Annotated in this window: 24 protein-coding genes and 1 tRNA gene; 10 read left to right on the forward strand and 15 right to left on the reverse strand. The window is 66.3% G+C overall.

The genetic code is table 11. The annotated features are described in order from the left end of the window. Window positions 1-226: 226 nt before the first annotated feature. From GB880_RS00455 to GB880_RS00470, 4 genes are all read right to left on the reverse strand, one after another. On the reverse strand, window positions 227-430 hold the full coding sequence (locus tag GB880_RS00455; RefSeq protein WP_379029276.1) for a hypothetical protein: 204 nt from the start codon (window positions 428-430) through the stop codon (window positions 227-229). Window positions 431-644: 214 nt separating this feature from the next. Beyond that, window positions 645-1,427, reverse strand: a complete 783-nt coding sequence (locus GB880_RS00460) for an iron chelate uptake ABC transporter family permease subunit (protein ID WP_154494316.1) — start codon at window positions 1,425-1,427, stop codon at window positions 645-647. Window positions 1,428-1,434: 7 nt separating this feature from the next. Beyond that, a complete protein-coding gene (locus GB880_RS00465) occupies window positions 1,435-2,208 on the reverse strand; it encodes a metal ABC transporter ATP-binding protein (protein ID WP_154494315.1) in 774 nt (257 codons plus the stop codon). Beyond that, window positions 2,205-2,699, reverse strand: coding sequence for a Fur family transcriptional regulator (locus GB880_RS00470; protein ID WP_154494314.1), 495 nt, complete (start codon window positions 2,697-2,699; stop codon window positions 2,205-2,207). The genes GB880_RS00465 and GB880_RS00470 overlap by 4 nt, the downstream gene beginning before the upstream one ends. 76 nt (window positions 2,700-2,775) lie before the next feature. Here GB880_RS00470 and GB880_RS00475 point away from each other — a divergent pair, with 76 nt between their 5' ends. Then, window positions 2,776-3,750 (forward strand): zinc ABC transporter substrate-binding protein, encoded by a 975-nt coding sequence (locus GB880_RS00475; RefSeq protein ID WP_154494313.1) that lies wholly within the window; start codon window positions 2,776-2,778, stop codon window positions 3,748-3,750. A gap of 97 nt (window positions 3,751-3,847) precedes the next feature. Continuing rightward, a complete protein-coding gene (gene hemP, locus GB880_RS00480) occupies window positions 3,848-4,024 on the forward strand; it encodes a hemin uptake protein HemP (protein WP_154494312.1) in 177 nt (58 codons plus the stop codon). A gap of 32 nt (window positions 4,025-4,056) precedes the next feature. Here the strand turns inward: hemP and GB880_RS00485 are convergent, their stop codons facing one another. After that, a complete protein-coding gene (locus GB880_RS00485; protein ID WP_263467206.1) occupies window positions 4,057-5,625 on the reverse strand; it encodes a pseudouridine synthase in 1,569 nt (522 codons plus the stop codon). 108 nt (window positions 5,626-5,733) lie between these two features. On the opposite strand from GB880_RS00485, the gene GB880_RS00490 reads away from it, so the two are divergent. The 3 genes from GB880_RS00490 (at window position 5,734) to GB880_RS00500 (ending at window position 10,099) form a co-directional block, all read left to right on the forward strand. Next, the gene (locus GB880_RS00490) at window positions 5,734-6,204 is read left to right on the forward strand and encodes a nucleoside deaminase (protein WP_154493432.1); all 471 of its coding nucleotides are present in this window, start codon (window positions 5,734-5,736) and stop codon (window positions 6,202-6,204) included. Between the two features lie 85 nt (window positions 6,205-6,289). Beyond that, entirely contained in the window at window positions 6,290-9,724 is a 3,435-nt protein-coding gene (locus tag GB880_RS00495; protein ID WP_154493434.1) for a pyruvate carboxylase, read from the forward strand. 171 nt (window positions 9,725-9,895) lie between these two features. Beyond that, window positions 9,896-10,099 carry a YgaP family membrane protein gene (locus tag GB880_RS00500; protein ID WP_154493436.1) on the forward strand — a complete coding sequence of 68 codons (204 nt, stop codon included), beginning with the start codon at window positions 9,896-9,898 and terminating at the stop codon, window positions 10,097-10,099. Here the strand turns inward: GB880_RS00500 and GB880_RS00505 are convergent. Continuing rightward, window positions 10,096-10,485 (reverse strand): ArsR/SmtB family transcription factor, encoded by a 390-nt coding sequence (locus GB880_RS00505; RefSeq protein ID WP_154493438.1) that lies wholly within the window; start codon window positions 10,483-10,485, stop codon window positions 10,096-10,098. The two genes, GB880_RS00500 and GB880_RS00505, sit on opposite strands and share 4 nt — an antisense overlap. A 57-nt stretch (window positions 10,486-10,542) precedes the next feature. Between GB880_RS00505 and trxC the strand changes: the two genes are divergently transcribed. The 4 genes from trxC to GB880_RS00525 all read left to right on the forward strand — a co-directional run bounded on the left by trxC (window position 10,543) and on the right by GB880_RS00525 (window position 12,541). Next, window positions 10,543-10,986: a thioredoxin TrxC gene (gene trxC / locus GB880_RS00510; RefSeq protein ID WP_154493440.1), complete on the forward strand. Its 444-nt coding sequence runs from the start codon at window positions 10,543-10,545 to the stop codon at window positions 10,984-10,986. A 165-nt stretch (window positions 10,987-11,151) separates the two neighbouring features. Beyond that, window positions 11,152-11,227, forward strand: a tRNA-Ala gene (locus GB880_RS00515). 431 nt (window positions 11,228-11,658) lie between these two features. Beyond that, window positions 11,659-12,096 carry a GyrI-like domain-containing protein gene (locus GB880_RS00520; protein ID WP_263467207.1) on the forward strand — a complete coding sequence of 146 codons (438 nt, stop codon included), beginning with the start codon at window positions 11,659-11,661 and terminating at the stop codon, window positions 12,094-12,096. Further along, entirely contained in the window at window positions 12,086-12,541 is a 456-nt protein-coding gene (locus GB880_RS00525) for a GNAT family N-acetyltransferase (protein WP_154493442.1), read from the forward strand. The genes GB880_RS00520 and GB880_RS00525 overlap by 11 nt, the downstream gene beginning before the upstream one ends. Before the next feature lie 3 nt (window positions 12,542-12,544). Here GB880_RS00525 and GB880_RS00530 read toward each other — a convergent pair whose 3' ends face one another. The 7 genes from GB880_RS00530 to GB880_RS00560 all read right to left on the reverse strand — a co-directional run bounded on the left by GB880_RS00530 (window position 12,545) and on the right by GB880_RS00560 (window position 20,148). Beyond that, a complete protein-coding gene (locus tag GB880_RS00530) occupies window positions 12,545-14,446 on the reverse strand; it encodes a sigma-54-dependent Fis family transcriptional regulator (RefSeq protein WP_154493444.1) in 1,902 nt (633 codons plus the stop codon). Between the two features lie 81 nt (window positions 14,447-14,527). After that, the gene (locus tag GB880_RS00535; protein ID WP_154493446.1) at window positions 14,528-15,607 is read right to left on the reverse strand and encodes a 2,3-butanediol dehydrogenase; all 1,080 of its coding nucleotides are present in this window, start codon (window positions 15,605-15,607) and stop codon (window positions 14,528-14,530) included. Window positions 15,608-15,616: 9 nt separating this feature from the next. Continuing rightward, window positions 15,617-15,946: a carboxymuconolactone decarboxylase family protein gene (locus tag GB880_RS00540; protein WP_263467208.1), complete on the reverse strand. Its 330-nt coding sequence runs from the start codon at window positions 15,944-15,946 to the stop codon at window positions 15,617-15,619. A 61-nt stretch (window positions 15,947-16,007) separates the two neighbouring features. Continuing rightward, on the reverse strand, window positions 16,008-17,111 hold the full coding sequence (locus tag GB880_RS00545) for an acetoin dehydrogenase dihydrolipoyllysine-residue acetyltransferase subunit (RefSeq protein ID WP_154493448.1): 1,104 nt from the start codon (window positions 17,109-17,111) through the stop codon (window positions 16,008-16,010). Window position 17,112: 1 nt separating this feature from the next. Beyond that, entirely contained in the window at window positions 17,113-18,120 is a 1,008-nt protein-coding gene (locus GB880_RS00550) for an alpha-ketoacid dehydrogenase subunit beta (RefSeq protein WP_154493450.1), read from the reverse strand. A gap of 13 nt (window positions 18,121-18,133) precedes the next feature. Next, window positions 18,134-19,114: a thiamine pyrophosphate-dependent dehydrogenase E1 component subunit alpha gene (locus tag GB880_RS00555; protein ID WP_154493452.1), complete on the reverse strand. Its 981-nt coding sequence runs from the start codon at window positions 19,112-19,114 to the stop codon at window positions 18,134-18,136. 20 nt (window positions 19,115-19,134) lie between these two features. Continuing rightward, entirely contained in the window at window positions 19,135-20,148 is a 1,014-nt protein-coding gene (locus GB880_RS00560) for an ATP-NAD kinase family protein (RefSeq protein ID WP_154493454.1), read from the reverse strand. 127 nt (window positions 20,149-20,275) lie between these two features. Between GB880_RS00560 and GB880_RS00565 the strand changes: the two genes are divergently transcribed. After that, complete coding sequence (locus GB880_RS00565; protein ID WP_154493456.1) at window positions 20,276-21,439, forward strand: RNA polymerase factor sigma-54; 1,164 nt, start codon at window positions 20,276-20,278, stop codon at window positions 21,437-21,439. 9 nt (window positions 21,440-21,448) lie between these two features. On the opposite strand, the gene GB880_RS00570 is transcribed toward GB880_RS00565, so the two are convergent. Then, window positions 21,449-21,790 carry an ArsR/SmtB family transcription factor gene (locus tag GB880_RS00570; protein WP_154493458.1) on the reverse strand — a complete coding sequence of 114 codons (342 nt, stop codon included), beginning with the start codon at window positions 21,788-21,790 and terminating at the stop codon, window positions 21,449-21,451. Then, on the reverse strand, window positions 21,777-22,226 hold the full coding sequence (locus GB880_RS00575; protein WP_195840856.1) for an SRPBCC family protein: 450 nt from the start codon (window positions 22,224-22,226) through the stop codon (window positions 21,777-21,779). The genes GB880_RS00570 and GB880_RS00575 overlap by 14 nt, the downstream gene beginning before the upstream one ends. Window positions 22,227-22,299: the final 73 nt, after the last annotated feature.

Raw genomic sequence — 22,299 nt, forward strand, 5'->3', positions numbered from 1 at the left:
CGCTCGAGGCCGGCCCCCGGCAAGCGGGTCGCGGGCACAAGCTGTGGCGGCAGGGCGGGCTTTGGCCACCCGGCGCCAAAGACGCCTGCGCGCGCATCGGGCATCCGGCTTTCCCGCACCCCGGATGCCGTTCCTGCGCCGCGGATAGGGGTCGCGGAAAGCAAAAAGGGACTGACCCCGGGGTCAGTCCCTTGAACCTTGACGGAACCGAAGTTCCGTAAAGATATCAGCTGTCGTCGTCGTCCGAAGCGACGGCGGCGATCACGCCCAGCAGCAGCAGGGCCGGAACCACCAGGCCAGCGTTCGACGAAGCGGGCTTCTCGTCAACGACGACCGGCTCGACTTCCACGACGGGGGCGACATAGCCACCGGCGAGAGCCGACGAAGCCGTCAGGCCGAGGGCCAGGGCGAAGGTAGCGAATTTGGTCATGATCATGCTCCGTTCAGTACTTTGAAGGCTGCCGTTTCCAGCAACATCGCTGCGACAGTCGCATAAACCCAAGCACTTGGAAAGCGGTCTTGGAACGCCAGTCGTGCGCGTCAGGGGCAACTGTTGCATATTAGCCAACACCTTGCGGATGCGGCAGGATCCTGCCCGGCAGCCGGCCGGTTCCCGCCGATGGAACGCCGGTCGCCGACACAGGTCACTTTCGGTAAACCACTATACTTGCGACATAAATTACCAGCGCCGCCACCACGATAGACGGACCGGCAGGCGTGTCCAGCGCCAGGCTGGCCCAAAGGCCGCCGAAAACGGCGAGCCCTCCGAAGAGGATCGCGGAACCTGCCATCTGCTCGGGCGTTCTGGCGAATCCGCGCGCGGCCGCTGCGGGCACGATCAGCATGGCCGACACCAGCAATGCCCCCACCACGCGAATCGCGATCGCGACCACAAGCGCAAGCGCAAGCGACAGGATCAGGCGTTCGCGCGCAGGGTTGATGCCGGCGGCCATGGCAAGTTCCTCATTGACGGAACTCGTCACAAGCCTTTGCCAGCGCCAGATCAACAGCGCCAGCACCAGCCCCGCACCGCACCAGATCCATGCCAGATCGGCGCGCGTCACCGCCAGGATGTCGCCGAAAAGAAACGCATCCAGACCGCTGCGCAGTGACGGCACCAAACTGGCCGCCACCAGCCCCAGCGCCAGGGCACCATGCGCCAGCACGCCCAGAACGGTGTCGGTCGACTGGCCGCGACCTCCAAGTTGCGCCACCAGCACGGCCATTGCGATCGCCACGGCGACGGTGCCCAGGTAGATGGGCATCGCAAAGGCAAAGCTCAGCGCAACGCCCAGAATCGCGGCATGTGCGGTCGAATCGCCAAAATAGGCCATCCGGCGCCAGACCACGAAACAACCAAGCGGTCCCGTCGCCAGAACCAGCCCCAGCCCGGCCAGCAGGGCGCGGGTCAGAAAATCGTCGAACATGATGTCCTCAGGAATGAACGCAGCCCGGGCCGTGGCGATGGTCGGCCTCGGCATCGTGCAGGTGGTCGTGATCGTGGTCGTGGTGATGTTGATACAGGGCCAGCGTTCCTTGCGCTTCGGCCCCGAACAGGGCGCGATAGGCGGGGGCGGCGCTGACCGCCTGTGGCGTGCCCTCGCAGCAGATGTGACCGTTGAGGCAGATGACCCGGTCCGAGGCGCGCATCACCACCAGCAGGTCATGGCTGACCATCAGGACCGCCGCCCCGGTCTGTGCGCGCACCTCCTCGATCAGCTTGTAGAAGGCCACGATGCCGGGTTGATCCAGTCCCTGGGTCGGCTCGTCCAGGACCAGCAATTGCGGATCGTTCAGCAAGGCCCGCGCCAGCAGCACGCGCTGGAACTGGCCGCCGGACAAGGCGACGATCTGGCGATCCTGAAGGCCGGGCACCCCCGTGCGGTCCAATGCCGCGGCGGCCTGATCGTCCGTGACGCGCCGGGGCAGCGACAGGAAACGGCGCACCGTCATCGGCATCGCCCGTTCGACATGCACCCGCTGCGGCACATAGCCGATACGCAGCCCCGCCATGCGCGTCACCTGCCCGGCACTGGGCGCGACATGACCCAGAAGTGCCCGCATCAGCGTCGATTTCCCCGACCCGTTCGGCCCGACCACGGTCACGATTTCACCCGGATCGATCCGGAAATCGACATCGCGCAGGACCGGCAGGTCGCCGGCGGGATGCGTGACCGACAGACCACTGGCCGCGATCAGCGCGCTCATGCCCCGGCCTCCTGGCAGTTCTGGCACAGTCCCAGCAGCTCGACGCTGGCACGTTCGGTGCGAAACCCGAGGCTTCCGGCCATTGCCGCCAATGCGGGTTGCAGCTCGGTGGTTTCGGCCTCGGCCAGGCGGTGACAGCCGCGGCAGATCAGAAAGGCCGGAGAGTGGTCGCGCTGTGGCGACAGGCAGGCGACATAGGCGTTCAGGCGCTGCACGCGATGGGCCAGCCCCTGATCGACCAGGAAATCCAGCGCCCGATAGGCGACCGGCGGCTGTCGGCCGAAGCCTTCGGCTGCCAGCCGCTCCAGCACTTCGTAAGCCCCCATCGCCCGATGCGATTCCAGCAGGATTTCCAGCGCCCGCCGTCGCACTGGCGTCAGGCGCACGCCATCGCGTTGGGCCTGATCCTCGGCCCGTCGCAGAACCTCGGCGGCGCAATGGGCGTGATCGTGATCGTGAAAGGCATCGCCTGGGCCGCAGGTTTCATTCATGTTATAATGTCACATCCATCTTGACTGGTTACTTTATAACATAAATAACCGACGCGTTTAAGCAAGCGAGAGTGTCATGTTGCACAAAACCCTTGTCCCGCTGATGGCGCTGAGCCTTGGCGCCCTGCCCGCGCTGGCCGACGTGCCGCGGGTGGTTACCGACCTGCCGCCTGTCGCCGCTCTGGTCGATCAGGTGCTGGGCGATCTGGGCAGCCCCACATTGCTGGTGGCCAGCGGCGCCGACGCCCACAGCTATCAGCTGCGGCCCAGTCAGGCCCGCGCACTGCAACAGGCCGATCTGGTGGTCTGGGTCGGGCCGCAGATGACGCCATGGCTGCAAAGGGCGGTTGACGGCCGCGATCATGGCGATTTGCTGACCTTGCTGACCGTTCCTGGCACGCATTTGCGCAACTTCGATCAGGAAATCGCTGCCGATGCGCATGACGGCAAGGACGAACATGCACATGAGCATGAGCATGAGCATGAGCATGAAGATGCGGGCGATCACGGGCACGACCATGACCACTCGGGCATCGACCCACATGCCTGGCTGGACCCCCGAAATGCCGAGCTGTGGCTGCAGGCAATCGCGCAGGCACTAAGCGCCCGCGATCCGGCGAATGCGGCCGCCTTTGCGGCGAATGCCGAACGGGCTGCTGCCGAGATGCAGGCGCTGGATGCCGAGCTGGAGGCCAGGCTGGCGCCGCTGCGCGGCAAACCGTTTGTCGTATTCCACGACGCCTATGGCTATTTCACCGATCGCTACGGGGTCGGGCCGACAATTGCCGTCAGCCTGGGCGATGCATCGACACCGTCGGCCGCAAGGCTCCAGTCCATTCGCCAGCAGGCCGCGCAAGGCAATGCGCATTGCGCCTTCCCCGAGGCCAACCATGATCGGCGGCTGATCGCCTCGGTCACCGAAGGCAGCGGCGTGCGCGCGGGCGAGGCCCTGGACCCGGAAGGCAGCACCCTGTCGCCCGGACCGCAGCTTTACACCGAATTGCTGCGCAATCTGGGTAGCACCCTGGCCGATTGCCTGTCGCGCCCCTAGCGCAGGGATATGGAATACCCGACTCTTTTTCTTTGACATCCCCGAGTCAATTTGTCAGGTTACAGGTATCGCGACAGAGACGGAATGAGGACCACAGATGACCGCGACGCGCCCTGCCGATTTCACCCGCCCCGGCGTTACCCCCTTGCAGCGTCTGCCCCAGCATGATGCCCAGACGCTGACCGCCGGTGGCAATCAGGCGCTGATCGCCCTGGGCGATCAGATCTACAACCTGCGCATCACCCGCGCCGGCAAGTTGATCCTGACCAAGTGACTGCGCGCGGCGCCCACCGGGCGCCGCGTCGATCAGCCGCGCCGGGGGCCTTTCCCCTGCGGTTTCGGACCTTTCGGCCGCGGGCCGCGTGCAGCGCCCGGCTTGTCGGCGAAACGACGGCTTCCGGATGCGGCATCAGCCGGTTTTCCCGCGCCGATCGATCTGGGCTTGCCGGGCTTGAAGCCGGCGCCCTTGCCGGGCCGGTCGGCACCGACTGATGCGGGCTTGCCACCACGGCCCGCATCGGCGCGCCCTGCATTGATCCGCCCACCATCGCCACGCCCGGATTCTGCGCGCGGCCCCTTGCCGACTGCCTGGGCCGCGCGGGGCTTGAATCCACCAGCCGAGGCGGGGCGGCCGCCATCAGCAGCCGACCGATCGGAACGATAACCGCCGCTTTGGCCAGCCGCCCCGGCACCGGCGCGCGGCTCTGCTCCTGCCCGGGGTCGAGCATCGGATTTCGACCAGCTCCGTGCGCCCGCGGCGGGCTTTTCGCCCGTGCGGCGACCGGCCGGGCCGGGCTTGCCCGAAAGGCGCGGCGCGGCGTCATCATCGCGGCGGGCATAGGGGCGGCGCTGGCCATCGGCCGTGACCGGGCGCGGCGCGCGCGCGCCATCGGCCGCGCCGCCACCGCCATCGCGGCGGCCATAGGGTTTCGCCCCGGCGTGATCGCGCGCGCCCGCACCCTTGCCGACCGCATCGCCGCGCCGGGCAAAGGGTTTCGCCTCGCCCATCGGCCGCGCGGGGCGGGACGGGCGTCCTGCGGCCCGGTCCTCGCTGCGGGCGCCGCGTTCGCGGAACTGGCGCGGTTTTTCTTCGACCTCACCGGTCAGCAAGCCGCCCAGCTGGTCGCGCAGAACCTTGCGCTTGACCTCGCGCACCTCGTTTTCCTCAAGCCCGGTCAGCTTGAACGGGCCGTAGCCGATGCGGATCAGCCGGTTCACGATCAGCCCGACATGCGCCATGGCGCGGCGAATCTCGCGGTTGCGGCCTTCGCGGATGCCGACGGTCAGCCAGGCATTCGCGCCCTGCTGGCTGTCAAGGCTGATTTCCATGGGCTGGAATTCCTCGCCGTCGATAGTCACGCCCCTGCGCAGCGGCGCAAATGTCAGGTCGTTGGGCGTGCCATTGACGCGCACGCGATAGCGCCGCAGCCAGCCGGTGCTGGGCAGCTCCAGCCGGCGCTTCAGCTCGCCGTCATTGGTCAGCAGCAGCAGCCCTTCGGAATTCAGGTCCAGCCGTCCCACGGTCATCACCCGCGGCAGATCGCGCGGCAGCGCATCGAACACGGTCTGGCGCCCCTTTTCATCGGCATTCGAGGTCACCAGCCCCAGCGGCTTGTAATACAGCCACAGCCGGGTTTCCTGCGGCGCCTCGAGCGGTTGGCCATCGACGCGGATGCGGTCCTGGGCGGTCACGTCCAGCGCCGGGCTGTCGATCTTGCGGCCGTTGACGGTGACACGCCCCTCAAGGATCATGCGCTCGGCCTCGCGGCGACTGGCAACGCCGGCGCGGGCCATCACCTTGGCGATCCTTTCGGCCCCATTGTCCGGGCCTGCGGCAGTCGGATTCTGGGCGGGTTTTTCGGGGGTGTCGGTCATCGCGATCTCCTGCGCATCTCTGCGGTGGCAAAGGGGGCCTTCTACGCCCAACGCCACGTGATGGAAAGCGCTTCTTGCGCGCCGGTCAAGGCCGGTCCACAAACCCCTATGCAATTCACCTCGCTGATGCCAATTGCCCTTGAGGAAGCCCGCGCCGCCGCCCGGCGCGGCGAGGTGCCGGTCGGCGCGGTGCTGACCGATTCCCGGGGCCGGATCCTTGCGCGGGCGGGCAATCGCACCCGGGCGCTGCACGATCCCACCGCCCATGCCGAGATTCTGGCCATTCGGCAGGCCTGCGCGCAAATCGGCTCGGAGCGGTTGCCCGGCACGCGCCTTTGGGTCACGCTGGAGCCCTGCCCGATGTGCGCCGCCGCGATCTCGGCGGCGCGAATCGCCGTGCTGTATTACGGGGCCGAGGACATGCGCATGGGCGGGGTTCGTCACGGGGCGCGCGTGTTCGACCACCCCCAGTGCCACCACCGCCCCGAGGTCATCGACGGCATTTCCGCAGAAGAATCGCGCCGCCTGCTGCAAAATTTCTTTCGCGCGCGGCGCGGCGACGGCATGACGGAATTGTAACGCCAAAGGCGCTGTTAGCGGTTGCGCCGCGACGCGGCATCGCTAACCTGCGGCGCGTGCGCACCATCGTGGGGGAGGGCAGCCGATGTTCAGAAAGATCCTGGTCGCAAACCGAGGCGAAATCGCGATCCGCGTCATGCGGGCCGCCAACGAACTGGGCAAGAAAACCGTCGCCATCTATGCCGAAGAGGACAAGCTGGGCCTGCACCGCTTCAAGGCGGACGAGGCTTATCGCATCGGCGAGGGATTGGGGCCGGTCGCAGCCTATCTGTCCATCCCCGAGGTGATCCGCGTGGCGCGGGAATCGGGCGCCGACGCCATTCACCCGGGCTATGGGCTGCTGTCGGAAAATCCCGATTTCGTCGATGCCTGCACCGCGGCCGGCATCGCCTTCATCGGCCCCAGCGCCGACACCATGCGCGCCCTGGGCGACAAGGCCAGCGCGCGGCGCGTGGCCATTGCGGCCGGCGTTCCGGTCATCCCGGCAACCGAGGTGCTGGGCGATGACATCGAGGCGATCAAGGCCGAAGCCGAGGCGATCGGCTATCCGCTGATGCTGAAAGCCAGCTGGGGCGGCGGCGGGCGGGGCATGCGCCCGATCATGAACGCAGCAGAACTGCCCGAAAAGATCCGTGAAGGGCGACGCGAGGCCGAAGCCGCCTTTGGCAATGGCGAAGGCTATCTGGAAAAGATGATCCAGCGCGCCCGCCACGTCGAGGTGCAGCTCTTGGGCGACAGCCACGGCGGGCTTTATCATCTGTATGAACGCGACTGCACCGTGCAGCGCCGCAACCAGAAGGTGGTCGAACGCGCCCCGGCCCCCTATCTGACCGACGACCAGCGGGCCGAGGTCTGCGACATGGCGCTGCGCATCGGCCGCGCCGTCGGCTATCAGAATGCCGGCACCGTCGAATTCCTGATGGATATGGACAGCGGCAGGTTCTATTTCATCGAGGTCAACCCCCGCGTCCAGGTCGAGCACACCGTCACCGAAGAGGTGACCGGCATCGACATCGTGCAATCCCAGATCCTGATCGCCGAAGGCGCGACCCTGGCCGAGGCGACCGGCGTTGCCCGCCAAGAGGACGTGCGGCTGAACGGCCACGCCCTGCAATGCCGGGTCACGACCGAGGATCCGCTGAACAATTTCATTCCCGATTACGGCCGCATCACCGCCTATCGCTCGGCGACCGGCAACGGCATCCGGCTGGACGGCGGCACCGCCTATTCCGGCGGCGTCATCACCCGCTACTATGATAGCCTGCTGGTCAAGGTGACCGCGCATGCCCAGACCCCGGAAAAGGCCATCGCCCGCATGGACCGGGCCTTGCGCGAATTTCGCGTGCGCGGGGTGGCGACGAACATCGAATTCGTCATCAACCTGCTCAAGCATCCGACCTTCCTGGATGACAGCTATACCACCAAGTTCATCGACACCACGCCCGAGCTTTTCGCCTTTCGCAAACGCCGCGACCGGGCGACCAAGCTGTTGGTCTATATCGCCGACATCTCGGTCAACGGGCATCCGGAAACCGCCGGGCGGCCACAGCCGCCGGCACAGGCCCGCACCCTGGTCCCGCCGCCGCCGCGGGCCGAACCCGCCCCCGGCACCCGCCAGCTGCTGGACAGCCAGGGCCCAAAGGCCGTGGCGGAGTGGATGCTGGCGCAAAAGCGGCTGCTGATCACCGACACCTCGATGCGCGACGGCCACCAAAGCCTGTTGGCCACGCGGATGCGGTCGATCGACATGATCCGCGTCGCGCCCAGCTATGCCGCCAATCTGCCGCAGCTGTTCAGCGTCGAATGCTGGGGCGGCGCCACCTTCGACGTGGCCTATCGCTTTCTGCAGGAATGTCCCTGGCAGCGGCTGCGCGACATCCGCGCCCGTCTGCCGAACCTGCTGACACAGATGCTGCTGCGAGCATCGAACGGCGTGGGCTATACCAACTATCCCGACAATGTCGTGCAGTTCTTCGTGCGGCAGGCCGCCGAAACCGGGGTGGATGTGTTCCGGGTCTTCGACAGCCTGAACTGGGTCGAAAACATGCGCGTCGCCATGGATGCGGTGATCGAAACCGGCAAGATCTGCGAAGGCACCATCTGCTATACCGGCGACCTGCTGGACCCGGCGCGGTCGAAATACGACCTGAAATACTACCTGGACATGGCGCGGCAGTTGCGTGACGCGGGCGCCCATGTGCTGGGGCTGAAGGACATGGCGGGGCTGTTGAAACCCGCCTCGGCCAGCATTCTGGTGCGGGCCCTGAAAGAGGAAATTGGCCTGCCGGTGCATTTCCACACCCATGACACCAGCGGTCTTGCGGGGGCGACCATCCTGGCCGCCAGCGCCGCCGGCGTCGATGCCGTCGATTGCGCCATGGATGCACTGTCGGGCAATACCTCGCAGCCCTGCCTGGGCTCGGTGGTCGAGGCGCTGCGCAATACCGACCGCGACACCGGGCTCGACATCGCGGCCATCCGCCAGATCAGCAATTACTGGGAGGCGGTGCGGGAACAATACGCCGCCTTCGAATCCGGCTTGCAGGCGCCTGCCTCCGAAGTCTGGCTGCACGAGATGCCCGGCGGCCAGTTCACCAACCTCAAGGCCCAGGCCCGCAGCCTGGGGCTGGAGGAACGCTGGCACGAGGTCGCCCAAGCCTATGCCGATGCCAACCGGATGTTCGGCGACATCGTCAAGGTCACGCCCAGTTCCAAGGTGGTGGGGGACATGGCGCTGATGATGGTGGCGCAGGGGCTGAGCCGCGAACAGGTCGAGGATCCGGCCGTCGAGGTCGCATTCCCCGAATCGGTCGTGGACATGATGCGTGGCAACCTGGGCCAGCCCCCCGGCGGCTGGCCGCCCGCCCTGCAACGCAAGGTGCTGAAGGGCGAGACGCCGCTGACCAGCCGACCTGGCGCCTCGATGCCGCCGGTCGACCTTGAAGCAGTTCGCGCCGATCTGAGCCGGCAGCTCGAGGGCAAGGCCGTCGATGACGAGGATCTGAACGGCTATCTGATGTATCCGAAGGTGTTTCTGGACTACATGGGCCGGCATCGCCAATACGGCCCGGTGCGCACCCTGCCCACCCGCACCTTCTTTTACGGGATGGAGCCGGGCGAGGAAATCGCCGCCGAAATCGATCCCGGCAAGACACTGGAAATCCGCCTGCAGGCCATCGGCGAAACCGACGAGACGGGCGAGGTCAAGGTGTTCTTCGAACTGAATGGCCAGCCGCGCGTGATCCGGGTGCCGAACCGCCTGGTCAAGTCGCAGACCGCCGCCCGCCCCAAGGCCCAGCCCGGCAATGACGGCCATGTCGGGGCGCCGATGCCGGGGGTCATCACCTCGGTCGCGGTCAGTCAGGGCCAGAAGGTCAATCCCGGCGATCTGTTGCTGACCATCGAGGCGATGAAGATGGAAACCGGCCTGCATGCCGACCGTCCCGGGGTGGTCAAGGCCCTGCACGTCCGCCCTGGCGAGCAGATCGACGCCAAGGATCTGCTGGTGGAAATCGACTGAAGACGGCACGCAATGGGACCGGATGCCCCGCGCCTTCGGTCCTGCATCCGGCCCGGCAATCGCTTGCATATCTACGCAGACTTGAATATATTTTTTCGGCAAGACCGGTTTGCAATCCTGCCGTGGCTCGGTTGCCCGCGTTCGCAAGCCGGCCCGCGAAGGAGGAAGGACATGATCCCCAATGTTGGCAGCACCGACCGGATCCTGCGCATTGTCGTCGGCGCCCTGCTGATTCTGCTGGGCCTTTTGGCCGGGCTGGTCGGATTCTGGAAATGGCTGGCGGTAATCGTCGGTCTGGTGTTGGTTGCGACGGCGCTGTTCCGTTTCTGCCCTGCCTACCGGCTGCTGGGCATGAATACCTGCGAACGGCGCTAGACCGGACCCGCGGCGCCCTTGCACAGCCCCGCCCGCGCCTGCTGCGCGGGCGTGCAGAAACTTTCGTAAAGCACGGCCATGACGCGTCGCGCGGCCTCGCTTTCGATGCGATACCAGATCACTTGCCCTTCCCTGCGGCCGGCGATGATGCGATCGCGCCGCAACAGCGCCAGATGCTGCGACACCGTGGAATCGCGGATGCCCAGGAACGCAGCCAATTGCCCGACCGAACGCTCGCCCACCGCCAGGGCGCAGAGGATCAGCAGCCGATGCCGGTTGCCCAGGGATTTCAGAAGCTCGCTGGCCTCATCCGCCGCAGCACGCATGGCTTCGGGATCGGCGGCGGTTGGCACCGCGACCTTTGGGGCAAGGATTGCTGTGGTCATTCTTGAATATCTACAGGAATCCGAATATATCGTCAACACGACCTGCCGGAGGCGATGATGTCGGACAGCGAACGCCAGATCGTCTGCACCAATTGCGCGGCGCTGAACCGCCTGCCGCCGGATCGCGATGCCCTGGCCGCGCGCTGCGGAAAATGCCGGACGCCGTTGTTTTCCGGCCAGCCCGCCGATGTCGACAGCCGCATGTTCGCGCGCCAGATCGGCCGCAATTCGATCCCGGTGCTGGTCGATGTCTGGGCGCCCTGGTGCGGACCCTGCCGGATGATGGCGCCGGAATTCGCCCGCGCTGCGCGATCCCTGGAACCGAGCATGCGGCTTGTCAAACTCAATTCCGAATCGGAACAGGCGACGGCCGCGAGCCTGGGCATTCGCGGTATCCCCACCCTGCTGCTGTTTCACCACGGCCATGAACTGGCGCGTCAGGCAGGTGCAATGGACGCCGCGGCCATCGCCGCCTGGGCCAGAAGCCAGCTGCGGAATTGAGCTGAATCCCGGGTATCCGACCCCCATTTCCCCGGATATGTCATTGCCTTTCATGGGCTTGTCAAAAAATCCGCAAGAGGGTGATTTTTCCGCTTGCACCCATCCGCGCCCCCCCCTATACGACCCCTCACACGGGCGGCGCAGCCGCTGCCCAAGACCTCCGGTGGGGCCATAGCTCAGTTGGTAGAGCGCTTGAATGGCATTCAAGAGGTCAGGGGTTCGACTCCCCTTGGCTCCACCAAACACAAACAGCAATGCGCTGATTTTCCCGCATAAACTTACCCAGATTTCTCGGATTTCTCAGAAAGCCCCGCAGGGCAATGCGGAATGTTCTGCGGCTTGGCGCACGCTGGCGGAGGTGTGGCAGGCCCTTGCCGGTCCTGCTGGTCGTGGGGCAAGGCGGCCGCGCAGGCTGCGGCTGGGGGCGATGCCCCCGGGACCACAGCCATGCCCTTGTCTGCGCGACCACACCTTTCCGATGTATTGCTTCGGCCTGGGGCTGATCCCGCTGCGACAGAGGGCCGGGCGTGCGGACGCGATCCGGACCGGCGCATGGACAGTGATCTGCCGCGCTGTTGACGCCGGGCGGTGCTGCCTGTGCGTCACCCCCTTGCGCAGGGCGTTTCGCCACGGCAACCTGCGCAAAAATTCGATTCAGAACGGTTTCAGATCATGCAGATACGCCAGCTTCCCCCCCTTGCCGCGCTGCGTCGGCAGGTGCGGCTTACGATTCCCGAAATCGGTGCCGAATCCGGCCCGGCCTTGCAGGCCTTGACGGATGAGGCGCGCCAGCGCCGGCTTGCTGTCAGCGGTCCCCCGGTGTTTCGTGCCCTGGGCATGCCGCGCGATACCACGACCCGTTTCGACATGGAGTTCTGCTTGCCGGTCGAGGCATCGGCAGACGGCGCGTTGCCGGCGCTGAATTGCGCCTGCCTGGTGCATCACGGACCGCTGTCGACCCTTTTTGAGGCGGGTTATGCGCCGCTGCTGGCGGCAATGGAACAGGCAGGACTGCAACCGGGGCGCGAAAGCCGCGAAGTCTATCACCAGTGGCAGGGTCCGGAGTCGCCCGACAACCGCATCGAAATCCAGATCGCCATTGCCGAATGAACGGCTGACGCTGCGACCGTTTCAGGCGCAGGATTTTCCCGCATATCGCGCCTGGTATGCGGATGACCGGCTGAACCGACATCTGGGGCCGATGGACGACGACTGGCTGGACCATGTGCTGTCCGATGTCCGGGGCGAACAGTGGGCACTGCTGAGCGGGGGCGAGCTGCGGGCCGTCATCGGCCTGGTGCCCGACGACCGCCCGGAAGCGCCGGCCGGCAGCTGGTTGGTCACCGATCTTGCCGTGGCCCCATCGCTGCGCAGGCAAGGCTGGGGAAGGCGGGCATGGCAAAGCCTGACCGCCCTGCCCCGGATGCAGGCGCGGCGCTGGCACGCCATCGTCGCAAGTGACAATCCGCAAGCGCTGGCCTTCTTTCAGGCGATGGGCTTTCGCATCACCCGCCAGCCACAGGCCGAGGATCCGTTCTGGCTGCTGGCGGGCTGAAGGTCAGTTCCCGATGCCCGACCCTTCGGGCGCGCCGCCCGATCCGGACAGGCCCAGACGCCGCATCCTTCGGTAGATGGTGCTTCGATCCACCCCGGCCTGGCGCGCCGCAGCCGAGATATTGCCGTCGCATGCCGCGATCAGGCTGCGCAGCGCGCGCCCTTGCGTGGCACTGTCGCCCGGTGCCTGGCGGGCGGTTTCACCAATGCCTGCCGGCAGATCCTCGACCCCGACCAGCCCCCCGTCGCAAAGCGCGGCGCAGAGCGCGCAAAGATTGACGATCTCGCGCACATTTCCCGGCCAGTCATGCGCCAGCAGGCGGGCCATGGCGGCGGCGGAAAACCGTGGCTTTCCTTCGGTGGCATCGGCTATCCGGTCGATGAGCCATTCCAGATCGGTGCGTGCGCGCACCGCGGGAATGTCAAGAATGAGCCCGTTCACACGATAATACAGATCCTGGCGGAACCTTCCTTCCGCCACCAGCGAGGCCAGATCCCGATGCGAGGCGGAAATCACCCGGATGTCCACCGGCTCGGGGCGCGAGGCGCCCACCGCCAGAACCTCGCGTTCCGACAGAACCCGCAGCAGCCGCGCCTGCAATGCCAGCGGCATGTCGCCGATCTCGTCCAGAAACAGGGTGCCGCCATGAGCCTCGCGGATCAGCCCCTTCTTGCCGCGGGCATGTGCGCCGGTGAAGGCATTCGGGGCATAGCCGAACAGTTCGCTTTCGATCAGCGCCTCGGGCAAGGCTGCGCAGTTGATCGCCACGAATGCCCCGCGCCGTCGTGACGATGCATGAATCGCACGGGCGATGAATTCCTTGCCGGTGCCGGTTTCGCCGCGCAGGATGATGCTGATCTGTCGGTCGACGACCTTGGCCGCCCGCTCGGCCAGGCGTTGCATCGCGGGATCGCCACCATGAATCGCCGCCAGCGGCGCAGGCAGGCTGGGCACAGCGACGGCCCGGGGCGCGGTGCCCGGCGGCACGGCCCGGGCAAAGATCAACCCCCCGCCCAGAATTTCCAGCGCGCCATCGACCGGCGCCATCGCCCGCGACAGTTTCGGCAGGTCTTCAGGCTCACCGGCAAAGATGTCCTGGAAGCGGCGACCGATCAGCGGCGCGTCCGCGTCCGGGGCCAGCAAGTCGCGGGCATTATGGGTCATGCCGCTGATGCGACCGTCGGCGTCGATGGCCACGGCCGCCATGGGATCGACATCGAGAAACTCGGGCGAGGGGTTCAGCCGCAGGATCCAATCGCCGCGATGACGTCGCACCAGGTTCGCCATTTCGATACGCCGAACACAGGATTTCATCACCTCCAGCGTCAGGGCCTGGCTCATCTTGTCCTGCGGTGCCTGCAGATGGGACAGGTCAAGCACGCCGATAAGCCCGCCGCGCGTGCCGTGCAACGGCACGGCAGTGCAGGATAATGGCGTCAGCGCCAGATCAAAGTGATCGCTGCGATGAACGGTGATCGCCCTGCCGGTGGCCAGACAGGCGCCAACCCCGTTCGTTCCGACATGGTTTTCATTCCACTGCGAACCGGCGATCAGCCCGGCATGTCGCAGATCGCGGTCCAGCTGCGCATCGCCGATGGCGTCGACGGTCACCCCATGGGCATTGGCCAGCAGCAGCACATATCCCATGGCATTCACGCGCCGATACAGATCCTCCATCCCGTGGCGCGCCATTTCCAGCAGCTCTTCGGATTCCTGCCGGTGCTGGCGCAGCTCGCCTTCGGTCAGGATGCGCGGGCCAAGCCGCCGGCCGGGCTCCAGCCGATATTCACGCACGCAGCGGCGCCATGACGCCAGAACATCGGCATCGCGGCGCGGCGACATCTCGCCCTCGGCCACGCGCATGACTTCAAGGACATGCGTCCCATGGTCAGCCATTTCCAGCATCGGTGCCTCCCCAGCCGCTGCCACAAGCCCCGTGCGACGATAGCATGAGACTGCCGCACGGGGGGATAGTTATTGCGCCGGCTAATCTGTCCGGGACATATCGATCAGGATCTTCAGGTGGCTGCCGGCCGGATCCAGCAGCGCGTCAAAGCCCTGGGTCACGGCCTCGCGCAAACCGATGCGGCCCGTCACCACCCTGCCCGCCGGAATCGCGCCCGAAGCAATCAGTTCGATGGTGCGGGGCCAGCTGTAGGTGGGATAGCACCACGATCCGCGGATTTCGGCATCCTTGAAGGTCAGCTGAAAGAAGTCGACGCTGCCCTTGCCGGGATGCAGGCCGGTCTGGACGATCACGCCCTGCTTGCGCACTGCCTCCAGGCAGGATTGCAGGGCCCGTTCGCTGCCCACGCATTCCAGCGCCACGTCGCAACCCAGCCCCGATGTCGAGGCCGCGCGGACGATTTCCCCCAGGTTTTCACGGGCAGGGTTGACGGTGACCACGCCCGGCACCACCTGCGCGGCCAGCGCCAGCCTGGTGTCGTTGATGTCCGACACGATAAGCCGGGTGGCACCAAAGGCGCGCGCGGTCATCAGGGCTAGGATGCCGATGGGGCCGGCACCCGTCACCAGCACGCAATCGCCTGCCCGAACACCGCCCCGGTCGCAGGCATAGACGCAAACCGCTGTCGGCTCGACAAGCGCGGCTTCCTCGTCGGTCATGGTGTCGGGAATGCGCTCGACGTTATAATCGTTGAGCAGCGCCATCTCGGCCATGCCGCCCCAGGGCCAGGACAATCCGACCAGCGCCAGACTGGCCGACAGGTTGTGCCAGCCGCGATCGGCGAAATGTTCGCCACTGCGCGGCATGACCAGAGGCTGCACCGCAACGCGATCGCCGGGCGCAACCTTGCTGACGCCCGGACCCACCGCGATCACGGTGCCGCCGAATTCATGGCCCAGCACCTGCGGCCCCTGCGCACCCGTGTAGGGATGCGGGGTTTGCGGAATGAAGATCGGGCCCGAGACATATTCATGCAGATCGGTCCCGCAGATGCCGACATGGCTGTTGCGGACCAGAACCTGGCCCGGACCGGGCTGCGGCGGTTCGGCGATATCGTCGATCCGCAAGTCCCTTCTGGCGTGAAAACGCAATGCCTTCATGATGTCACCTCACAACGCATCGAATGCAGCCAGCGCCTTGCCGGCATAGACCGTGCCCGGCCCGCCCGACATCTCGATGGCGACGGCGAGCACTTCGACCAGTTCATCGCGGCTGGCGCCGTGCTGTTTGGCCGCACTGGTATGAAACAGGATGCAATCCTCGCAGCCGCGCCCTATGGCCACGGCGACCGCAACCAGTTCCTTGGTGGCGGCCCCCAACCTGCCGGCGCGATTGGCCGCGGTCATGACGCCGCGAAAGGCGGTCATGGTCTGTGGATCGGCCTTGTGAAGGGCGACCGCGCGCGCATTCACCTCGGCCAGCTTCTGCTGAACGTTCACGGGTTTTTCCTTTTGCTGGACAAGCGACCGCCCCGGGACACCCGCCGGGGGCGGTCAGGGGTCAGGCAATGAAGTCGCCGATCAGGCGATTGACCTCGGCCGATTGCTCCATCTGCACCATATGGCCGGCAGAGGGGATGACGTGGCATTCCGCGCCCGGCAGATTCGCGGCATGACCGGCCGGGATGATGGCGTCGGCCTGACCCCAGATCACCTGAACGGGCACGCCAGATGCCTGCAACGGGGCGACGATGGTTTCGCTTTGCCGGCCGTCCCGGAACAGTGCCGAAGCAAGATCGGACAGGAACCCCTGCACCCCGTCGAGGCGCTTGTATTTCAGCAAGTCCTCGACCATGGCGCGGCTGACCAGTGTCTGGTCGTGAAACAGCTGCGCCAGCACCGGCTTCAGCTCCTTGCGGCCGGCGGATCGGACAAAGCCGTCGATGTAATCGCCGTTGATCTCGGCCCCCAGCCCGGCAGGGCAGATCAGCGTCACCGACGCCACCCGCTGCGGCCGCGCGGCTGCGACTGCCCCGGCAATCAACCCGCCCATCGAATGGCCGACAAGATGCGCGCGTTCGACGCCAAGGTGATCCATGAACGCCAGAACCGTGTCCACCATCAGCTTCAGATCGGCCGGTCCGGCAGTCTTGACGGAATGGCCGTGCCCCGGCAGGTCAAGGGCCAGCACCCGGCCGTGCTGGGTCAAGGCGTCGATATTGAACAGCCAGTTGTCCAGATCGCCGCCGAAACCATGGATCAGCACCAGGGGCGTTCCTTCGCCCGGCCGGTCGGCATAGCGGATGCGTCCCACCGGCAGTTCGGCGAATTCGTGGCGGGGTGCGTCATCCTGATCGTCGCTGTCAGCGGCCGGCATCTGCCATGCCGCGACAAAGGCATCGATCTCGGCTTCGGGAACGGTTTCGGGCGCCATCACCCCCAGAAGCGCGCGCACCGGATAGGTCTGGCCCTGAACGCCGACACGGCGGCGCAGCAGGCCCCCGTCCGCTGCCTCGACGACATTGGCGATCTTGTCGGTTTCGACATCCATGATCTCGTCGCCGGGGCTGATATGGGCACCTTCGGCCACGTGCCATGCGGCCAGCTTGCCCTCTTTCATCGACAGGCCCCATTTGGGCATCAGGATCGGTGTGATCTGGTCCATGTCAGTTCCCCATCGTCTTGCGCACGGCATCGGCGATACGCGCGGCCGAGGGCACATAGGCATCCTCGAGCGAGGGCGAGAACGGCACCGGGGCATGGGGCGGCGTCACCATCTGCACAGCAGCGCGCAGGGAACCGAAGGCTTCCTGCGCCACCGTGGCCGCGATGTCGGCCGCGATCGAGCAGCGGGGATTGGCCTCATCGACACAGACCAGCCGTCCTGTCGCCTGGACGCTTTCCAGAACCGTATCGATGTCGATGGGCGACAGCGTGCGCAGGTCGATCACCTCGACCTCGATCCCGTCCCGCTTCAGCAGATCGGCCGCCTCGACCGAGCGCCCCACCATCTGACCATAGGTGACGATGGTGGCATCGCCCCCTTCACGGACGATATTCGCCTCGCCAAAGGGGATGGTATAGGGTTCCTCGGGCACATCGGCCGTGCTGGCGTAAAGGTTCTTGTGCTCGAGAAAGATCACCGGATCGTTGTCGCGGATCGCCTGGATCAGCAACCCCTTGCAATCATAGGCGTTCGACGGACAGACGACCTTGAGCCCGGGCACATGGGCAAACAGGGGCGTCAGCATCTGACTGTGCTGGGCAGCAGCCCGGAAACCGGCCCCGCACATCGCCCGGATCACTACCGGAGTTTCGGCCTTGCCCCCGAACATGTAGCGGAACTTGGCCGCCTGGTTGAAGATCTGATCCAGGCAGACACCGACGAAATCGACGAACATCAGTTCCGCCACCGGGCGCAGCCCGGCCGTCGCCGCACCGATGGCGGCGCCGACATAGGCGCTTTCCGACAGGGGTGTGTCGATCATCTGGTTGGGATGCTTGGCATAAAGCCCCTTGCTGACCCCCAGGACGCCGCCCCAGGCGTCCTCTTCGCCCTGGGTGCCGGCGCCGCCGACGATGTCCTCTCCCATCATGATGACGGTGGGATCGCGGGTCATTTCCTGATCCAGGGCCTCGTTGACCGCGTCCTTCATGCTGATGATGCGTGCCATGGCAATGCCTCCCTCAATAGCTCACGTAAACGTCGGTGGTCAGCTGCTCGGGTCCGGGCAGCGGGGCGGCAACAGCTTCGGCCACGGCCTCGTCGATCAGCGCCGCAACCTCGGCGTCGATGGCATCCAGTTCGGCGTCCGAGATCACCCCGGCCTGGGTGACCTTTTGCCGAAACAGCTTCAGGCAATCGTTATGGGCGCGGTTGTATTCATTCTCGCCCGGCGCCTTGTAGGTCTGGGCATCGCCTTCAAAATGGCCAAAGAAGCGCACGTTCTTGCATTCCAGCAACGTGGGTCCGGCACCCTCGCGCGCCCGCCGGATCACCTCGCCCGCAGCCTCGTAGACGGCGAAGAAATCGATGCCGTCCACGGTGATGCCCGGCATGCCGAAGCCGGCGGCGCGGTCCACGTAGCTGTCCGAGGCAGTGGCGTAATCGACCGAGGTCGATTCGGCATAACCGTTGTTCTCGACCACGAAAATGGCCGGAAGGTTCCAGATCGCCGCCAGGTTCATGCTTTCCAGCACGGTGCCCTGGTTGGACGCGCCATCCCCGAAAAAGGTGATGCCCACACCGTCATGGCCCAGCTTCTGCGCCGCCAGTGCCGCCCCGCAGACCAGCGGTGCGCCCGCCCCCAGGATACCGTTTGCGCCCATCATGCCCAGCGACAGGTCGGCAATGTGCATCGACCCGCCCTTGCCCGCGCAGCAGCCGGTGGCCTTGCCATAGATTTCGGCCATCATCGCCTTGACGTCGACGCCCTTGGCGATGCAATGGCCATGGCCGCGATGGGTCGATGCGATACGGTCGCGGTCGTGCAGATGCATCATGATGCCGACAGCCGTCGCCTCCTCGCCGGCATATAGATGCACAAAGCCCGGAATCTCGCCCCGGGCGAAATCGACATGCAGTCGCTCTTCAAAGTCGCGGATGGTGCGCATCTTGCGATAGGCATCCAGCAGCCGCTCCTTTGGCAGTGGAAACGGATTGGACATGAACTCCTCCCTCTTGTTGTTCAGTCTGGGTTGCACAGGAAAAGCCCCTCCTGCGCGGCATGAGCCATGCAGGCGGGCACATCGATGGTGTGAAACGCATCTGGAACCAGACGCACCGAAACCCGGTCGCCGGGACCGAAGGTCAGTTCGCGCTCGCCGTCAAAAGCCAGGGCACCTTGCGCGATCGAAGGGACATGTCGCGCCCCGGGCTGCATGACCTCGACCCCGGCGATGCCTACGCGCTCGATCAAACCGGGGGCGATCGGCGCCGCCAGCCACCGGCTTGCCCGGGGCGAAAGGCGGATGTGCCGGCCCTGTGGCGCGTCGCGGTCCAAGGGCGCGCACAGGCCCGCGATGGCCGACATGCCGATGGCCTGCGGCAGCCCGAAGGTCACGAACAGATCCCGAAACCCCTCGGCCTTCCAGATCGCACGGGCGCCAACATAGTGCTCTTCGACCACGGCGACATCGACCAGCGCGATTTCCCGGCGATCGTTCACCCTGACCTCGAGCCATTTGTTGGCACGCAGCGCCGTCGCGGCAGGAACGCGGCCGCTGGCCGCCAGGCCCACCGCAAGGCCGGTGATCGTGGGTTCGCGCAATTCGGGAAAGGCGTTGTTGGTCCCGGTCGAGACCCCCGCCACCGGCACGGAACCGCAGGCGCCGACCACGACCCTGTTGGTGCCGTCGCCCCCCAGCACCACGATGGCGGCCACAGCTTCGGCCGCCATCATTTCAGCCGCCGTGGCGCTGTCCTGGGCCGAGGCGGTAACCGGCATGTCCAGATAGCGCAGGCGCGGCAGGCCGCTGTGGCCCAGCCGCAGCTCGCGCCCGATGATGCGTTCCAGGTGAAAGCGGATGCCGCCGTTTTCGGGCATGACGACCACCTCGTCCACCCCGGCAGCGGCCAGCCCGGTCATCATCCGCAGCACGATATTGGCCCGGTCGTTGATGGGCAGATTGCCCGCATGGGAAATGACCCGACGGATGTCGCGGGCTGAAATCGGATTGGCGATGATGCCGACCTTGACCATGTTCGTCCTCCCTGCCCATCATGCAAGCAACGACCATGCCAATTCCTGACGCCACGATTCCAAGGGCTTTGAGCAGCACACTGTTGCATCTGCCTGCCACACTGTGGCGCCACAGCAGGGACTGACGATGCAAAGGCAGGACCAACGCCAGATCCGGGGATTGAAGCTGAGCCAGCACATGCGGCTATCGCTTGACCTTCTGGCGATGGACGCGGGCCGCATTCGACGCCGTCTGCGGCTCGAGGCATCGCGCAATCCCTTCCTTGTGCTTTCCGAACCCGCCGAAAGCATCTCGGCCCGTCAGGCACTGCTGGGTCAGATCGGTCTGTTGCGGTTGGCGCGCGAGCAGGCAGAGCTGGCCCGGGCGCTGGTGCATTGCCTGGACGATCATGGTCTGCTGGCCGAGCCGCTGGCCGAGATTGCCGGCTGGCTGGAGGTGCCCGTCCCCCGGATCGAGGCGCTGCTGCCCGTGTTGCAGGAACTGGAGCCGCCGGGCGTCTTTGCCCGCGACCTGCCCGAGGCGCTGGCGCTGCAATTGCGCGCGCGGGGTCGCCTCGACCCGATGATCGGGCGGCTGCTGACGCGGCTGGATCTGGTCGCGGCGCGCGACATCGCCGCGATCCAGGCTTTTTGCGGCTGCGACGCCGAAGATGCGTCCGACATGATTGCCGACCTGCACAGCCTGTCGCCGGTTTCTCTGGGCGATGACACCCCGGAGCTGATCGCGCCGGAACTCTTGCTGACTGCGGATGGCGGCTTGCGGCTGCTTGATGCCCCGTCCGCGATGTTCGAGGGCACAGCTGGCGCGGCTGCGACCGATAGGCAGGCAGCCCTGGCGCGGGCCCTTGTGGCGGGCTGCAATGCGCGTCAGGCCACGCTCTTGCGCGTGGCAAGGCTGATGGTCGCCACGCAGGCCGGGTTCCTGCTGCACGGGCGCGCGCCAAGACCATTGACCCTCGGTGATCTGGCAAGCCGGTCGGGGCTTGCGCGCAGCACGATCAGTCGCTGCATCGCGGGGGTGGCGATGCAGGCTCCGCGCGGCACGCTGTTCCTGCGCGAGTTGCTGCTGGCGCCCGCCAGCCCGGACAACCCCGAGCTTGGCCCGCGACAATTGCGCCAAGCACTGCAAGACGTGATCGCAACCTGGCCAGACGGACTCAGGTTGTCGGATGCCGCGCTTACCGAAGAACTGGCCCGCCGCGGCATACATCTGGCCCGGCGCACCGTGGCGAAATACCGGGCCGATCTGGGCGTGCCGGGATGGAACCGAGGGCGCAACATCCAGGGCTGACCGACAGGCTCAGTCCCGATCTTCCTCGACCTGCCGCGCGAGCCTTTCCAGCGCGCCGTCCCAGGCCGAGTTGACTTCGGCAAGCCAGTCCGCCGCCCGGACAAGCGGTGCCGGGGTCAGGGTCAGGTGCAGTTCGCGCCCCGCGCGGCGGGCGGCGATCAGTCCCGCGGCCTCGAGCACTGCGACATGGCGGCTGACCGCCTGGCGGGTGATCGGCGCGCCGCGCGCCAGTTGCGTCAGGCTCAGCCGCCCCTCGCGCGCCAGCCGCCGCAGGATGCCCGCGCGGGTCGCATCGCCCAGCGCGGCAAAGACCGGCACCGGATCGGGCGCGCGCGGCTCAGGCTGCGACATGGTCGGCGATGTTCTGCATCTGCATGGTCCAGCCGCCTTCGTTGCGCTGCCAGACGGCAAGCCCCGGCCCCTCCGGCAGGTCAGCAAAGCCCGATTCCACCAGCGTCAGCCGCGTGCCCGCGCCCTCGGGCGCCAGCGTGATCGACACCGTGAGGCGCGCGTCGCTGTCGGGATCGCCGGGAAAGGCCTTGCCGTCGAAGGCCGGCCAGTCCCAGACCAGCCGCCGGCCCGGCTCCATCGTCAGGATGCGCATGTCCCAGCGCATGTGCTCGGTGCCGGGATAAAGGCTGCGGCAGGCAAGCGTCGCGCCCTCGCGCAACTCTCCCGTGACTTCGGCGCGGAACCAGCGGCCGAATTCGGCCGCGTCGCTCAGCGCGCGCCAGACCCGTTCGGGCGGGGCGTTCAGGTGCAGGGATTTCTCGATCGTGTCGGGCATGGCGGCCTCGTGATGTGCAACAGGATTGTTGCATGATGTCACAGCCAGCCTGATATGCAACATAAATGTTGCG

The sequence above is a fragment of the Paracoccus sp. SMMA_5_TC genome, from assembly GCF_009696685.2.
Classification (GTDB): Bacteria; Pseudomonadota; Alphaproteobacteria; order Rhodobacterales; family Rhodobacteraceae; genus Paracoccus.

Bases quoted from the DNA above. Each gene is read 5' to 3' on its own strand.
- GB880_RS00455 (WP_379029276.1), bottom strand. From the start codon at position 430: ATGACCAAATTCGCTACCTTCGCCCTGGCCCTCGGCCTGACGGCTTCG.
- GB880_RS00460 (WP_154494316.1), bottom strand. From the start codon at position 1,427: ATGTTCGACGATTTTCTGACCCGCGCCCTGCTGGCCGGGCTGGGGCTG.
- GB880_RS00465 (WP_154494315.1), bottom strand. From the start codon at position 2,208: ATGAGCGCGCTGATCGCGGCCAGTGGTCTGTCGGTCACGCATCCCGCC.
- GB880_RS00470 (WP_154494314.1), bottom strand. From the start codon at position 2,699: ATGAATGAAACCTGCGGCCCAGGCGATGCCTTTCACGATCACGATCAC.
- GB880_RS00475 (WP_154494313.1), top strand. From the start codon at position 2,776: ATGTTGCACAAAACCCTTGTCCCGCTGATGGCGCTGAGCCTTGGCGCC.
- hemP (WP_154494312.1), top strand. From the start codon at position 3,848: ATGACCGCGACGCGCCCTGCCGATTTCACCCGCCCCGGCGTTACCCCC.
- GB880_RS00485 (WP_263467206.1), bottom strand. From the start codon at position 5,625: ATGACCGACACCCCCGAAAAACCCGCCCAGAATCCGACTGCCGCAGGC.
- GB880_RS00490 (WP_154493432.1), top strand. From the start codon at position 5,734: ATGCAATTCACCTCGCTGATGCCAATTGCCCTTGAGGAAGCCCGCGCC.
- GB880_RS00495 (WP_154493434.1), top strand. From the start codon at position 6,290: ATGTTCAGAAAGATCCTGGTCGCAAACCGAGGCGAAATCGCGATCCGC.
- GB880_RS00500 (WP_154493436.1), top strand. From the start codon at position 9,896: ATGATCCCCAATGTTGGCAGCACCGACCGGATCCTGCGCATTGTCGTC.
- GB880_RS00505 (WP_154493438.1), bottom strand. From the start codon at position 10,485: ATGACCACAGCAATCCTTGCCCCAAAGGTCGCGGTGCCAACCGCCGCC.
- trxC (WP_154493440.1), top strand. From the start codon at position 10,543: ATGTCGGACAGCGAACGCCAGATCGTCTGCACCAATTGCGCGGCGCTG.
- GB880_RS00520 (WP_263467207.1), top strand. From the start codon at position 11,659: ATGCAGATACGCCAGCTTCCCCCCCTTGCCGCGCTGCGTCGGCAGGTG.
- GB880_RS00530 (WP_154493444.1), bottom strand. From the start codon at position 14,446: ATGCTGGAAATGGCTGACCATGGGACGCATGTCCTTGAAGTCATGCGC.
- GB880_RS00535 (WP_154493446.1), bottom strand. From the start codon at position 15,607: ATGAAGGCATTGCGTTTTCACGCCAGAAGGGACTTGCGGATCGACGAT.
- GB880_RS00545 (WP_154493448.1), bottom strand. From the start codon at position 17,111: ATGGACCAGATCACACCGATCCTGATGCCCAAATGGGGCCTGTCGATG.
- GB880_RS00550 (WP_154493450.1), bottom strand. From the start codon at position 18,120: ATGGCACGCATCATCAGCATGAAGGACGCGGTCAACGAGGCCCTGGAT.
- GB880_RS00555 (WP_154493452.1), bottom strand. From the start codon at position 19,114: ATGTCCAATCCGTTTCCACTGCCAAAGGAGCGGCTGCTGGATGCCTAT.
- GB880_RS00560 (WP_154493454.1), bottom strand. From the start codon at position 20,148: ATGGTCAAGGTCGGCATCATCGCCAATCCGATTTCAGCCCGCGACATC.
- GB880_RS00565 (WP_154493456.1), top strand. From the start codon at position 20,276: ATGCAAAGGCAGGACCAACGCCAGATCCGGGGATTGAAGCTGAGCCAG.
- GB880_RS00570 (WP_154493458.1), bottom strand. From the start codon at position 21,790: ATGTCGCAGCCTGAGCCGCGCGCGCCCGATCCGGTGCCGGTCTTTGCC.
- GB880_RS00575 (WP_195840856.1), bottom strand. From the start codon at position 22,226: ATGCCCGACACGATCGAGAAATCCCTGCACCTGAACGCCCCGCCCGAA.